Below are 14,625 nucleotides of genomic sequence, written 5' to 3' on the forward strand. Positions count from 1 at the left end.
TGAAATGAAAATCGTTTGAAAACTATCAGCATACTAGCAGTGGAGGCGGCATAGATGAAACTTATCGATCAATCACAAAGCCCGTTAAACATTTTGGAACAGGTCGGGCAGGATCATGAAGGGCCAATTAAGGGTTACGTTCACTCGGTCGAAAGCTTCGGTTCAGTTGACGGCCCCGGGATTCGCTTTGTCGTCTTTATGCAAGGGTGCCGCATGCGGTGCCAATACTGTCACAATCCTGACACTTGGAATATCGGCGTCGGTGAGGAAATGACCGCTGATCAGATTTTGGCGGATGCACAGCGCTATAAGGCTTTCTGGGGCGAACAAGGCGGCATTACCTGCAGCGGTGGGGAAAGCCTGGTGCAAATCGACTTCATTCTTGAACTCTTTACTAAAGCCAAAGAACTTGGCATTTCAACTTGCCTCGATACTTCAGGTGGCCCATTCACCCGCGATCAGCCTTGGTTTGGTCAGTTTGAGAAACTCATGGCGGTCACAGATATTTCATTGGTGGATATAAAGCACATTGACTCCGCTGAACACAAAAAATTAACGGGATTCCCGAACGAAAATATTTTGGATATGGTTCAATATATGTCTGCTCACGGCGATGATATGTGGATTCGACACGTGTTGGTACCGCAACGCACTGATTTTGATCCTTACCTTAAACGGTTAGGGGATTACATCGCAACGTTAGACAAGCATGTGGTTCAAAAAGTCGAAATCCTTCCTTACCACACGCTGGGGGTCAAAAAATACCATGAACTTGGCATTACCTATCCACTGGAAGGCATCGAACCACCATCAGCAGATCGAGTTAAGAATGCGGAAAATCTGTTGCATGTCCAAGATTACACTGGCTGGCAAAATTGGCGTCCGCGTCCGGCTGCCAAGGCGTAGTTTAGTTAGAACTTAACGTAACGATTAAAAACGCGGCAAATCTGTTGCGTTTTTTTTAAATGCCACTTATGATGATGATTGATCAGTATTATAAATTTATAAATGAAAGGGAAGCCGCCCATGAAAACGAAGCAAGAGCGCATTTTTTCCTCCAAGACTCTCACGTATTTTCTGCAACTCGCAGAAACGATGAACTATACCCAGTCTGCTCAGCTGTTGGGCATTACCCAGCCTGCTTTAACGCAGCAAATTAAGAAGCTGGAGCGGACAGTGGGAGCACCGCTGTTCTATTCTGTCGGGAAAAAACTGCATTTGTCGGATGCCGGTCAGACGATGTTGAAGGCAACGCACGAGATTTATGAGATTCTGAATCAGACGACCGACGAGATTCAGCAAACTACCAGCGCCACTGTGGGTAAAATTAATATTGGGCTATTGAGTTCGATTGAAGACAGTGCCTTTAACGCCTTCATTGCCCATTACTATGATTTGAATCCCGAAGTTGAAATTACTTTGCGGATGATGACACGCCACGAAATATGGGAAGCATTAGAAAACAATCAGGTTGATTTGGCGATTATGAATCTGCCTGACGAGACGATCAAGAACTGGAAACCATATGCCAGCAAGAAAATTCTCGATGAGCAGTTGCTGTTTTTGCATCATGACGATTCGTTGGCAAATCGTAAGCGCCTTCATTTTAAAGATACGCTTGCTGAACCATGGGTTACTTATCCGGATGATTATTTCCTGGGGCAGATGCTTCACGAAGCCTACAAGAATCAGATGGTTGATTTTCCGCATGTGGTGGCGCATTTTACCACGCCATATCAACTTACGCAGTTTGTTAATCACACCGGCGTGAATACTGCCTTGCCGACGAGTTTCGTAACGGCTCACGCTGATCAAATAAAGGCCCACGCAGTTTCATTCGAACCGGCGATTCGCTTTGAGACCTCGTTCGTCTATCGCAAAGAAAAGGCCGACATTCCGCGGATTGCGAACTTTTTCAAGACGTTTGATGCTTATCTGGCAGAAAAAGATTATCTGTCGCGGGTCGGCGAAAACAGTGGTAAGATTGAAAGGTAAATATTGAGCTGAGGAGCGATCGATTAATATGACGACTTTGATTTTTGGACATCAAAACCCAGATACGGATGCGATTACCAGTGCCATGAGCTGGGCCGAGTTTCAAAAGCAGGCGGGCAACACAGATGTTGAAGCAGTAGCACTCGGTGAACCAAATGACGAGACCAAGTTTGTTTTGGATCATTTCAAGGTTCAAGCACCGCGGGTCATTAAAACTGCAGCAAATGAAACTGACACTGTGATGTTGGTGGACCATAACGAATTTCAACAGAGTGTTGCTGATATCGAGGACGTGCAGATTGCGTCAGTGGTTGATCATCACCGGATTGCGAACTTTCACACCGCTGCACCGCTGTTCTATCGCGCAGAACCGGTTGGCAGCACGAACACCGTGATTTTCGAACTATTTCAGGAACACGGCTACACGATCTCGCCAACACTGGCTGGCTTGATGGCATCGGGGTTGATTTCCGACACATTGTTGCTGAAATCGCCGACTGCCACGGACAAGGACAAAAAGATTCTTCCTGAAATGGCTAAAATTGCCGGAATTGATTTGCAATCATACGGCTTAGCTATGCTGAAGGCCGGCACAAACTTAGCTGCTAAGTCTGATATGGATATTATTGAAGGCGACGCCAAGAGCTTCACAATGGGCGGCAAGTCGATCCGGATCGGCCAGGTCAATACCGTTGACTTGGATGACATCTATGCGCGTCAGGATGATCTATTGAACGCCATGACCAAGGAAGCACAGGCAAAGGGTTATGACGACTTCCTGCTGATCGCGACGGATATTTTGAACAGCAACTCAACCGGCTTTGCTGTTGGTGCGGATCGCGATAAAGTCGCGGCAGCATTTAACGAAAAGTTTGATACGAACGCTCGTTTGGCATTGCCTGGAGTAGTTTCACGTAAAAAGCAAGTCGTGCCACCGATGCAAAAAGTATTTGAAGGTTGATCTGTCCGTTTTACGAATATAGTTAATTAAGTCGCAGCTGAACACCTTGGCTGCGATTTTTTGTGTTGTTTAAGTTGGCAAGATGGTAGAGCACTTAAGCTAAACTAAACACTTAAGCTAAACTAAAGCGGATTCATTCGATTGAAAGCAGATGTCCTGACGATGATGATCATGCGTGGTTAGCAAATTTTTGTGAGTTAAGATTTGATGTAGACTTGATTGACCGTATGAGTGACGGAAATTTACGCAACGTTTAACTGATCGGTTCAATGAGCACACGAGAGCTAGATTTGCGTAATTTGAGTTAACTTCCCAGAAAATCTACGAAATCAACGATCTGCCCACTACTTCGTATAATATATATTATGTAAACTAGAATGGATATCCAGAACGCGGAACTTTTCTCAGTTTTTCCCGTGGCAGTAAATTCTCGCCAGCACTCCCCCACTCGTGGGTATCGGAAATTTTTAACAGCAACGAGATCGGCCCAAAAGCAGCGGTTTGATTCGAGGTTAAGAATTTTTTGCAAATTTTATGTACGATGACTGATCAGCAAACTTTATGCAGATGTTTTGGCTTAAACGGACATTTATCGGATAATCAGTAAATTTGCCCAGACTGGCAGAAATCAATCAATTGTTGCATGATTGCCACTTTTGTGATGGCCGCATATTTTGGCTGATTGCTGATTCATGATGAATTGCTGAAGCTTGTTCAAAATTGTAGCCAAACAACAACCACCAACTGAATTTTTCCAGTAGCAAGCAGCATCCAGTGCTGCAGACGGCGAATTTTAAAGTTCGGTGGTGCGAGCGAGTTTTCATACATAAATTCGGATCAATAAACACGTTTAAGAATTAACGGGATTTGGCGACCTTAACCAGGCTTTGACGTTTACCTTTGGATAAAGCTAGAACTTTATTCAATACAGTCTCACATCATTTTGCCGAAACAATCTGCGTTAAATCGCGGTTAAGTCGCTCATCTTCCTCGGCACCAGCCTCTTTTTTCAGGTATACTAGCATTATCTAGAAGAAAACATATGTTCGAGGTGATGCTGTTTGTCGACTCAGAATTATCCAAAATTAATCCACGCCATGCTGCCCTCTTTGCCTGACTACATTCAGGACTACTATCACAGTCAAAAAGCAATTCCGATTGCTGACTCTACCCTTTACCAGTATCTGCATTTTTATCAGGAATTTCTTGAATGGCTGATCACTAGCGGCGTGACGACCGCCACTTCCCCGCAATCTGTGCCGCTTGAAACGCTGGAACACCTTTCTTTACGCGATGCGCAGGCTTTTATGGCTTATCTGCTAGAGCGGCCTTCCAAAACGCATCCAAATAAACGGATGACGCGGCGCAGTGTTGCCTTGCGATTGGTGGGCATTAAGGCACTTTATCGATTTTTGACCGAGGAAAGTGAACCGCATGAAGACGGTGAGCCTTACTTTTACCGCAATGTCTGGAATAAGGTTAAATTAAAAACCCATGCCGAGACGACGGCTTATCGCAATCACAAATTGCAGGAAATGCTGTTTGTGGACGGTGAAGATGCTAAGTTTTTGCATTGGCTGGATCAGGTTTATGCCCATCAGTTACCTTCGAAGCAACGGGCTTACTTTAATGCAGCCAAACAGCGCAACTTGGCGATTATTGCGTTGCTGTTTGGGTCTGGTGTGCGTGTGAGCGAGCTGGTTAATATGAATCTGGAAGATTTGAATATGGATCGCCACACGGTGCAGGTTGTGCGCAAAGGCAATTTCCAGGATCGGGTGAATTTTGCGGACTGGATTGACCCCTATCTTGCCGCGTATTTACAACAACGCGCGGCCATCATTGGTTACCAAAAGCCGACGTCGCCGCTGTTTGTGACGCAGATCGGTCAAACTGTGAAGCGGATTCGCCAAAATACGATTGAGGCCTTTTTTAAACGTTACACGACGGCTTATGGTCGACCGTCCACGCCGCATAAAGCGCGACATACTTTAGGGACGAATATTTATACGGTAACCAAGGATGTGCAACAAGTGGCCGATCAGCTTGGGCAGACGACCACAAGTGCGACTGATCTCTATATTAACCTGAGCGATAAGCGCGGGAAAGCTGCGCTGCGTGAGGTTTCTGAAACAGCAGCCAAGGCGTTGGATCGGCACACCCAACAACCGCATGAAAACTAGTGCGCCTGAATTAGCCTAGAAGGGTGTTATTCAGGCGTTTTTGCATGGACAGGCTTATAATGAAGCCAGTTAGCATAAGGGTAAATAGAAAGGCGTGATTCATTGTGTTGGATGTTAAGGATTCAGTGAACCGGCTGGCTTGGACCACCGAGCACCATTTTCTGCATATTCAGGCGCGGCATGATTTCATGCGGGCTTGGGCCGTTCAATTCGAAATGGCTTATACGGATTTTCGGGTGATTCAGATGGCCTTACAGCTTGGCGGTGAGCAGTATCATGATCTGCTAAAGCGGTTTGCGGCTGCCTATGAAGCAGTTTATCCATTCGAATACGCATTTGCGGCAGGTGGCCTTGCCGGTTTTGATGAGCAATTCGCCGATAAAATGGCCGATTATCAAACCGCTGAACAAAACCTGCTTAAGCTGATTGCCGAGATTAAAGCCTTGCAGCCGGCTTGAGACATAACAACTAAAAATGCCGTTTCTGACAGTATCGTTGTAGACAAACGATGGGTCAGGAACGGCACTTTTTTAGAGTTTTGGTGGTTACCGGACTATCACCAGCGTCCCCTTACCTACCTGCGACTGGTTGGCTGGCGGCGGGAAACGATGCGGTAATAAACATTGCCGGTCAGACGATACATTAACACGTAGATCACGGCAAAAATGGCTAACGTGATGAGTGAAACGGTCAGGAAGAATTGCCAATCAGGCAAGCCAAACAGCATCATGATTCGCTGAACGAATGGCAAGGCAAAGCCAACGTGGATGGCAGCGACGACCAACGGCAGATAAAACAGCATGAGTAGTTGGCTGTTGATGGTTGACCGCACCTCGCGCAGGCTTAAGCCGACTCGCTGGAGAATGGTGTAACGCCGCTCATCAGCATAACCTTCTGCCAGTTGCTTGTAATAAAGAATCAGCAAAGTTGCCAAGATAAACGTGGCACCAAAGACGATGCCGAGAAACAGAAAGCTGCTCATCATGCTGGCGGTATCGTCGTAGTTGACGGCGCGGGACTGAACAGTGTCAGGAAGTGCGATGCCACTTTTGTTTAAATCTTGATACAGCTTAGTTTGGTTGACATGACTGCCGCTCAACATTAAATCCTGATTCGTGGTGACATCTGTTTTAAGCTCGGCCATGGTCTTTTTCGGGTACAAATGATGCAATGCCGCGAGCATTTGTGTTTCAGATGGAAATGCGACGAAAAGATTGGGAATAAACGTTTTCGGTGCATTGGGAAAGCTTGAAACCCGCGTTGCGACATGATAAGTTTGCTTCCCGATTGTCAGAGTATTGCCAGCGAAATGATTGGACGTGTAAATAAGAATATTGTTTCCATTCAGCGAACGGTGTTGTCCAGTGTAACGATTATAGTTCGCAATGGTCATCAACTGGACGCTGCGGGCATTGTCAAAGCCAAACGGTCCGTTGATACTGCTTTGGGAATTCAACCGGTTTTTTTCACGCAATGCCAACGTGCTGGAAGGGCCAGTAAACGTGCGAATTGACCGGATACGGACGTGATGGGTTTTGGCCAGCTCGGTGACGCGATTGGCAGCTTCGGCATCATTTGTTTTAAGGGAGTATGATAAGTCGACTGGCGTTTGTGCGTTAACGATTTCATTGATGCCAAAGAAAAGCGTGGCGGTCGTGGCCAGCGTAATGAGGGTCATGGTCACCAAAATGGCAATTGATGCTAAACCGGCGCCGTTTTGTTGCATTCGGTAAAGCAGATTCGAGACATTAATGAAATGCTTAGGCTGGTAGTAATAGTTTTTTCGACGCCGCAGCCATTTTAAGACAAAAACCGAACCCGACGTGAATAAGCCATATGTTCCTGTGATGACCAGTATGACCGCAAAGAAAAACATGCTCATGGCTTCCAGCGGATTGGTGATGACAACGGCCAGTGTATAGCCGGCGATTAAACATACAAGGCTGAAAATCAGCGTGAACCACGCAATCTTCGGTTCCCGCTCACCGGCGCTTTGTTCGCGAACAATGTCAATTGGCTGCTTGCGAATAAGCCAGATTTCATCGATGAACATTAAGATGATGAAGAGTCCGATTGTGATGATGCCGGCAATGCTGAAAGCTTGTTGGCTCAGACCAAACTCAAGGTGGTGGTTGACATGCAGCACCTTGGCCAGTGTCAGATAGCTAATCCGCGACAGGACTGTTCCCAAAGCACCGCCCAATAGCAATGTTGTCAACAGAAGCAGCAATTTTTCGATGGCCATCATTTTGCTGAGTTCGCCTTTGCCAAAACCGATGATGTTGTACAAACCGAGCTGACGGATGCGTTGCTTGCGAAGAAAATTGTTGGCATAAATCACTAAAATGATGGAGACGATTGCGGTAATGACCGAGCCAAACATGAACAGCGATCTGCCAGCCGAAGCGCCAAATTCGCTGAACAGAACATCACTGCTGGCATAGGCATTTAGCATGATCAGATTGATTGCCATTAGGAAGCTGGTGGTGATGACAAATGGGACAAATAAGCGGCGGTCAGCTTTGAGGTTGGTGGCGGCCAGCTTGAAATAGAATTTCATTGGCCTTCGCCTTCCTTCGTCAGCATCGCCGTCATCGTCTCGCTGATTCGGGTCAGGAATTCCGGTTGATCAAGTTCGCCCCGGTAAAGTTGATGGAAAATTTGGCCATCCCGGATGAAAAGTACCCGCTTGCTATGGCTGGCAGCAATGGCACTATGCGTCACCATGAGAATGGTTTGCTGACTCTGGGCATTCACGTCTGTCAGCAAGTCCAAGAGTTCGCTCGAAGTTTTGGAATCAAGCGCCCCAGTCGGCTCATCGGCCAGCAGAATTTCCGGTTCCGTGATCATGGCGCGGGCAGCGGCGACCCGTTGCTGCTGGCCGCCGGAGAGTTCATAGGGATACTTTTGTAAGAGGTCGCTGATGCCCAACCGCGGTGCGAGTTTAGCCAGGCGTTCTTTCATGATCGCCAGCGGCTTTTTTGCCAAAACCAGCGGCAGAAAAATGTTGTCTTGCACGTTGAAGGTATCAAGCAAGTCAAAATCCTGAAAAATAAAACCAAGGTGCTCCCGCCGGAATTTAGCACGTGCCCCTTCTTTAACCTTACGTAAATCCTGGCCGTTGAGCGTGATTTCGCCACCTGTAGGGTTATCCAGTGTCGCAATCAGGTTCAGCAGCGTACTTTTACCGGATCCGGATTCCCCCATAATGGCGACGAATTCGCCTGATTCGACTGTAAAACTGATATTAACCAATGCTTGAACGGGTTGGGCGCCCCGACTTGTATAGGTTTTTTCGACATTTTTTAATTTAAGTAACGTTGACATACGATCTTCCCCTTTCACTGACTAGCTTAAAAGGGATGGCACCCTAAAACTACTTACAGTCAGCTGCGGTTGCTTACAAGCTGGTAAGCTGGCTTACTCTGCCAGCCATCGGGTTTGGGGAAAATGAATCGCAAACGTACTGCCAACGCCGACTTTTGACGTCACCGTTAACCGCAAGCCTAATTTTTCGGCGATCTGACGGCTAAGGAATAAGCCTAATCCGCTAGCCTTTTGCGTGGCGCGCCCGTTATAGCCGGAATACCCTTGTTCAAAAATCCGCGGCAGGTCTTCTGGCAAAATTCCGATACCCGTGTCGGCGACAAAAACGGCATCCCCTTTTGCGTAAATCCGGATGGACCCGCGCGGCGTGTATTTAATGGCATTCGTCAAGAGTTGTTCAAAAATAAACCGCAGCCACTGACTATCACTGACAACGGTTGGCAATGCTTCGACGGAGACCGTTAAATCCTTGGCGATAAACAACTTGGCCAGATCGCGAACGGTTTCGTTGACGAGTGGTTTTAGCGCCACTTCGGTTAAAACCAGATCGGTGTTGAGGGTTGTCAGTTTGAGGTAGTTTAACATCACTGTTAGATAGCGATTGATTTTGCTGATTTCCAGCCGGGCATCGTTTGCATTGACCGGTTCTACCTGCAGTAGCAAATCCAAAGCCGTTAGCGGCGTTTTGATTTGGTGCGTCCACAACTGCAAGGTGTCTAACATTTCCTGCTCGCGATCGCGGTAGGTATCGCTGTTTTTTCGCACAGTTTGTTGCAAAGACTGGATTTTTTGATAATATGCGCGGCCCAACGGATCGGTGATTTGGGTATCGTCCAGCAACGAGACATCCGCTTGTAATTGCTGCCATTCCCGGTTGAAACGCCACAGATCGTAACCGCCAATCACGAGTAACGGAATCAGGGCGAACAGCCACATGTTAAGGATGACCTCAATTGAGACATTAATCAGCCAATTTGCCAATAGACCGGTCAGAAGCAACGTGAGCAGGCTTAACCAAACCATCCAGCGTGCATGGTAATAAGCCTTAATCATGGCCGGCCTCCTTGCTGGCCAACCGATAACCTTTACCTTTGACCGTCTCAATCAGTTGCGCCAGGCCAACCGGTGCGACTTTCTTGCGCAGCCGATTCATATTCACGGCTAATGCATTGCGGTCGATAAACTCGTCACCTTCCCACAGCTTTTCAATCATGGCTTCGCGGGTCACAACTTCCCCATTGGCACTAAACAAAAGGCTCAATAATTTAGTCTCGGTGGGTGTGATATCAAGCACGCCTGCTGGTGAGCGTAGCTGATTATCAGTCGGTACCAGCGTGAAGTCGTCGTGGGTTAAATTAGTCTCGGTTTGCTGATACTGATAAGTCCGCCGCAGCATCCCCTGAATCTTCGCCAACAAAACCGGCAATTCGATCGGTTTGGCCAAAAAGTCGTCAGCACCCAGGTTCATGGCCATCACGAGGTTCATATCATCGCCGGAACTCGTCAGAAAAATAACCGGTACGTTGCTGTGCTTGCGCAGCTCACTTAGCCAGTGAAAGCCGTTAAAATATGGCAGACTGATGTCCATAATCACGAGATCCGGTGCCGCGGCGCGAATTTCTTTGTCGACTTGGTCAAATTTTTTAACCAGGCTGACCGTGAACGCCCAGCGATTCAGGTAATTGGCGATCGTTTTAGCGATCACATCGTCGTCTTCAACAATAAAAATCTTTTGGGGCATGCTCATTGCGCTCCCTTCGTGGTGATTCGTGGGTTTTTTTGATCTTTTGATTTACACTAAAGTCAGTTTCTATTTTAACTGATTTCAGGTGTTTAAGTTGGGACAATCAAAAATCGGCTGGCAAGGACAAACTGCGGCTTTTCTGTTAAGTCAAAATTTATTTGTTTTCGGTACGTCAACCGTCTTTTTTGCGGTGCTTTGGGACATTGCCTTAAAAACGTCTTCAGGCGCGTGGATGACTTATGTGTCATTGGCGACTTCGTTACCGGCAATTTTAATCTCCTTATCCGCTGGAGTTTTGGCTGATAGGTACAATCGAAAATGGTTGATTGTCCTCTCTGCCGTTGCGGTCACGGTTTTGACCCTCGCTGTTGCCTACGTGTTTGCTTTTGTGACTCAGGAGCTGTGGCTGTTGCTGGTGATTGCCGTGATCCGCAGCTTTGGCAACGGACTGGAAAATCCAGCGGCCAATGCCTTATTGCCGCAGCTGGTGCCAGCCAAACAAATTACGCGGGTGAATGGCTACAATCAAATTTTGATGGCGGCAATGTTGGTGATGTCACCATTATTGGCAGGCTATATTCTCAGCGATCTGGGAATCTTCTGGATATTCGTCATTGATGCCTTGACTGCGGCGTTAGCGGTACTTTGCCTAGGGGTGGTTCACGTACCGACGCCAACTGCGCGCCGAGATCGGGCCAGCAAACGTCAAAACGGGATCCTGGCCGGCCTGCGTTACGTGGGGAATACACCGTTGCTGCTGGCGTTCATGTTGTTTACCGGCGCGGCCTTTATTTTAATTGCGCCATCCTCGCAACTATCAACGTTGTATGTGAATCGGACATTTGGCTCGGAAGTCTGGCATTTAACGTTCAACGAATGGTCGTGGACGATCGGAGCCGGTTTGGGTGGCCTGTTTATTGCCCGTCACAAAAAGTTTCGCGACCAGCTTGGCCTCATCGCCATCGGCTTTGCCGGTAGCGGTATTGCGTTTGCGGAAATGGGGCTTAAGCAGCCGTTCATCACTTATCTGTTCTTCATGTTTATTTCCGGTATTTTTTATCCGTTGATTCAAGCTGGTCAGACAATTTATCTGCAGGAGAACGTACCAGCAGATAAATTAGGGCGCGTCTTTTCGTTATGGGCAATCCTATCGACCGGTATCTATCCGCTGGCGATGTTGGCGTATGGACCATTGGCAGACTGGGTGCCAATCGGATGGATCTTCATCATCACTGGGCTATTATTAATTGGCGTTGCCTACTGGTTCTGGCAGCGGTTAAAAAAATTGAGTTGGTAGCGATGCCTACTGCTGATCACGATGTATTCAAAAATGCCTCATCACGACAGGCCGGACGACGGCACTTCATGTGTGATGAGGCGTTTTTCTATTCAAGTTTAAAATCGCTGAAGAGCTGCTGGTAAAAGACGCCAGTGGTCAGTCATCATGACCCACCAGCAGACGTTTGCGAGCAATATGTTTATTTAAAAAAGGTGACTTTACTTGCTGGGATTCGATAAAGTGAGTCCGGCGCATTCTTTGGCTTACCCACAGCAATAAGCAGCGTTGGCATGAAATGCTCAGGATCAAGATCGAGTGCCGGTAAGATCTTCTCGTGATCAAAACCAGTCATGGCGCCGGTTTCATAGCCATAGGCGCGCGCAGCCAACATGAAGGACATAGCGGCCAGACTGCTGTTTTGAATGATGAATTCACGTAACGCCTGTTTGTCGGTTTGGAAAGATGCTACCAGATTCTCGATCATGGGTTTTTGATGCTCAACGGCGCGGTCGGTCAGCAAGCCTGCTGCCGCTGCTCGCTTGAACAGTTCTGCTTCAAATGGCCCTAAATCCAGTTCACCACCGACAAGCACAACCGCGGATGCGGACAAAATTTCCGGTGCATTAGTTCCAGCCACGCTGGCGATTTTTTCTTTTGCTGCGTTACTTTGGGCCACGACAAAACGGGTCGGTTGCATATTTAATGCGCTCGGCGCCTTTGTCGCATAAGTAATCATCTGTAGCAATTCGCCTTTGCTGATAGTAATTTCCGGATCAAATTCGCGTGCAGTGTGGCGTTTCATGACGACTTCATCAAAGTTATTGTTTTCCAACATCAAATTCACCTCTTAGAATGTGAGCGTAAGCCGGCGCGCTTAGAAGTCGGAGTGTAAGTGGCCTTGGGTGTGATGGCCCGGGCTTAGGCCATTGCGACCAAGGTCCTTACACGCAGACTTCTGCGCCGGGGAACGCGTTAATATTTTTGGACATCTTCAGGATACGCTAAATGTTGGCGTTTTCCTAGTGATATTTAAAAATGGTATAGGCCTTATAAGAAAAATGAAAGCGCCATCATTAGTCTGCTATGCCATCGTCAACTGTAATGCACCTAATTCTGTAATCGCCGCTGTCAATTGATCGCCAGGCTTCAAAAAGACTTGCGGATCGCGGCCAACACCTGTACCACTCGGCGTTCCGGTGAAGATGAGATCGCCGGGCTGCAGTGCCACAATCCCACTAAGATAATGGATTAACGTGGGTACTTTAAAGATCAGTTGGTCCAGACTTGCCTGCTGCATCACCTGACCATTGACCGTTGTTGTGATTTGTAGCCTATCCAGATTGGCGATTTCGTCAGGTGATGTGACCCACGGACCGATGGGTGAATAGTTTTGAAACGACTTTGCCAAAGAAAATTGCGGTTCCGCATTGGCAAACTGAACAGCCCGATCGCTTAAATCTTCGCCGACCATCCAGCCGGCAACATGGCGCATCGCCTCGCCTTCAGGAATATTGCGGCCACCAAGCCCGATCACCACGACTAACTCGGTTTCCCAGTCGGTTTTGGGCCCATGCATGCGCACCGTGGCAGTCGGCTTGGCCAATGAGCTGCTGAATTTGGTAAAAACACTTGGAACCGTTGGCAACTTGATGTGAATTTCTTCCGAGTGATCCAAAAAGTTCATCCCGATCGCAAAAATCTGCTGGCTAGTCGTGAGAGGTGCTTCCAGCTGGTTAGCGCTAAATTGAACGGTCGACCCGAGCGTTAATGATGCCGGCTGCGTTAAAGCGGTTAACACATCCGGCGCATTCGTAATCGGCTGGGCGGTCGATGCTGACGTGATCACATGCGGCTGACCGCCAATGTTGGCAATTTTCACTTGAAAAACTTCCCTTCAGAAGTATTAAGGCACGCATTCAGTTTACTTCTGAAAAATCGTGGTGCCAAATGCATTAGCCGTGATAGATGAGTTAATCTTAGGTGACGCGAGGCGATGAACTAAGACACGATCTTGGTATACGCTCATCAGAGATTCACCTGAAACGCCTGAATAACTTGCTGAACGGCTTGATTTTGGCTTGCGGTTCCAAAAGTGACTCTCAACCAGCCAGGCATGAGTCCATCACGAACAAGAAAGCCGTGCTGGAGCAATTCCTGCTTGAGGGCTTGCGCTTGATTTTGTGGTGCCTGAAAAAATTGAAAGTTTGTTTGGCTGAGATAATGCGGCAACGCGCTATCTGTCAAAAAAGTTTCCCAGCTGCGACGTGCCTGCCGAACGCAGCTTCGTGTTGTCTGAACAAACCCCTGATCAGCCAATGCAGCCTGTGCGCTTAATTGTGCGATGGTGCTGAGGTTATAAGGTAAGCGAACCGACTGAAGATAGCTGACCAGTTGCTTCGGGAAAATACCAAAACCAACGCGAAAATTGGCCAGGCCGTAGATTTTGGAAAAAGTGCGTAAGACAACCAGATTATCGAATTGCGGCAGCAGGCCGATTGCACTTGTGGCGGGATAGTCGTCGGTGAATTCGATATAAGCTTCGTCTACCAGAACCAGTACATCTTCCGGTACTTGGCGCATGAACCGGGTTAATGCCGTCAGTGACAGCAGTGTGCCTGTGGGATTGTTCGGGTTACATAACCATATCAGCTTTGTTCGGGGTGTGATGGCCTGCACCATCGCGGCTAGATCGAAGTTGCCGGTTTCGGGTTGAACCGGGACATCCACCACCTTGGCGCCTTCAATCTCGGCATGTAACCGGTATTCGGAAAACGTTGGCCAAGGCTCGACAACTTCATCCCCCGGCTCCAAAAAGGTTCGGGCAATTAAGGCAATCACTTCGTCAAGACCGTTACCAAACACAAGCTGCTCACTCGCAACATGAAGTTGGTTAGCCACCGCCATGCGCAGCTGACTCGCGTTACCGTCCGGATAATCACGACTTTGCGCAAAGTTCCAGCTAGCTACCGCCTGTTTCACTTCAGAACTGGTACCAAAAGGATTTTCGTTTGCTGACATTCGGACCAGGCTGGTTAACCCCAGCTCTTTTTTTAAATCGGTCAGTGGTTTTTCTGGGATGTAAGGTTGTAAATGCTCAACGGTGTGTTTAAGCATGTTCTTTTCCTCCTCGTGTGCA

General features: G+C 47.8%; 13 protein-coding genes. 6 read left to right on the forward strand and 7 right to left on the reverse strand.

The window, feature by feature from the left end:
- The first annotated feature begins 54 nt into the window (after positions 1–54).
- The 5 genes from pflA to LACPH_RS06600 all read left to right on the forward strand — a co-directional run bounded on the left by pflA (position 55) and on the right by LACPH_RS06600 (position 5,597).
- Positions 55–906 carry a pyruvate formate-lyase-activating protein gene (pflA, locus tag LACPH_RS06580; protein WP_274784845.1) on the forward strand — a complete coding sequence of 284 codons (852 nt, stop codon included), beginning with the start codon at positions 55–57 and terminating at the stop codon, positions 904–906.
- Positions 907–1,026: 120 nt separating this feature from the next.
- Positions 1,027–1,995: a LysR family transcriptional regulator gene (locus LACPH_RS06585; protein ID WP_274784846.1), complete on the forward strand. Its 969-nt coding sequence runs from the start codon at positions 1,027–1,029 to the stop codon at positions 1,993–1,995.
- Between the two features lie 28 nt (positions 1,996–2,023).
- Positions 2,024–2,956 (forward strand): manganese-dependent inorganic pyrophosphatase, encoded by a 933-nt coding sequence (locus tag LACPH_RS06590; protein ID WP_047106129.1) that lies wholly within the window; start codon positions 2,024–2,026, stop codon positions 2,954–2,956.
- A 1,061-nt stretch (positions 2,957–4,017) separates the two neighbouring features.
- Positions 4,018–5,139, forward strand: a complete 1,122-nt coding sequence (xerS, locus tag LACPH_RS06595) for a tyrosine recombinase XerS (RefSeq protein ID WP_306387604.1) — start codon at positions 4,018–4,020, stop codon at positions 5,137–5,139.
- Between the two features lie 104 nt (positions 5,140–5,243).
- A complete protein-coding gene (locus LACPH_RS06600; protein WP_047106130.1) occupies positions 5,244–5,597 on the forward strand; it encodes a hypothetical protein in 354 nt (117 codons plus the stop codon).
- 116 nt (positions 5,598–5,713) lie between these two features.
- Here LACPH_RS06600 and LACPH_RS06605 read toward each other — a convergent pair whose 3' ends face one another.
- From LACPH_RS06605 to LACPH_RS06620, 4 genes are all read right to left on the reverse strand, one after another.
- On the reverse strand, positions 5,714–7,699 hold the full coding sequence (locus LACPH_RS06605; RefSeq protein ID WP_306387605.1) for an FtsX-like permease family protein: 1,986 nt from the start codon (positions 7,697–7,699) through the stop codon (positions 5,714–5,716).
- The gene (locus LACPH_RS06610) at positions 7,696–8,466 is read right to left on the reverse strand and encodes an ABC transporter ATP-binding protein (protein ID WP_306387606.1); all 771 of its coding nucleotides are present in this window, start codon (positions 8,464–8,466) and stop codon (positions 7,696–7,698) included. The genes LACPH_RS06605 and LACPH_RS06610 overlap by 4 nt, the downstream gene beginning before the upstream one ends.
- 93 nt (positions 8,467–8,559) lie before the next feature.
- Complete coding sequence (locus LACPH_RS06615; RefSeq protein ID WP_306387607.1) at positions 8,560–9,519, reverse strand: sensor histidine kinase; 960 nt, start codon at positions 9,517–9,519, stop codon at positions 8,560–8,562.
- Positions 9,512–10,207, reverse strand: a complete 696-nt coding sequence (locus LACPH_RS06620) for a response regulator transcription factor (RefSeq protein WP_306387608.1) — start codon at positions 10,205–10,207, stop codon at positions 9,512–9,514. The genes LACPH_RS06615 and LACPH_RS06620 overlap by 8 nt, the downstream gene beginning before the upstream one ends.
- Positions 10,208–10,304: 97 nt before the next feature.
- Here LACPH_RS06620 and LACPH_RS06625 point away from each other — a divergent pair, with 97 nt between their 5' ends.
- The gene (locus tag LACPH_RS06625; RefSeq protein WP_306387609.1) at positions 10,305–11,507 is read left to right on the forward strand and encodes an MFS transporter; all 1,203 of its coding nucleotides are present in this window, start codon (positions 10,305–10,307) and stop codon (positions 11,505–11,507) included.
- A gap of 181 nt (positions 11,508–11,688) precedes the next feature.
- On the opposite strand, the gene LACPH_RS06630 is transcribed toward LACPH_RS06625, so the two are convergent.
- The 3 genes from LACPH_RS06630 to hisC form a co-directional block, all read right to left on the reverse strand.
- Positions 11,689–12,324: a nitroreductase family protein gene (locus tag LACPH_RS06630; RefSeq protein ID WP_087912145.1), complete on the reverse strand. Its 636-nt coding sequence runs from the start codon at positions 12,322–12,324 to the stop codon at positions 11,689–11,691.
- A 246-nt stretch (positions 12,325–12,570) separates the two neighbouring features.
- Positions 12,571–13,368, reverse strand: coding sequence for a fumarylacetoacetate hydrolase family protein (locus LACPH_RS06635; protein ID WP_306387610.1), 798 nt, complete (start codon positions 13,366–13,368; stop codon positions 12,571–12,573).
- A gap of 146 nt (positions 13,369–13,514) precedes the next feature.
- Complete coding sequence (gene hisC / locus LACPH_RS06640; RefSeq protein ID WP_306387611.1) at positions 13,515–14,603, reverse strand: histidinol-phosphate transaminase; 1,089 nt, start codon at positions 14,601–14,603, stop codon at positions 13,515–13,517.
- Positions 14,604–14,625: the final 22 nt, after the last annotated feature.

Source organism: Lacticaseibacillus parahuelsenbergensis, from assembly GCF_030770265.1.
In the GTDB taxonomy this organism is placed as follows: domain Bacteria; phylum Bacillota; class Bacilli; order Lactobacillales; family Lactobacillaceae; genus Lacticaseibacillus; species Lacticaseibacillus casei.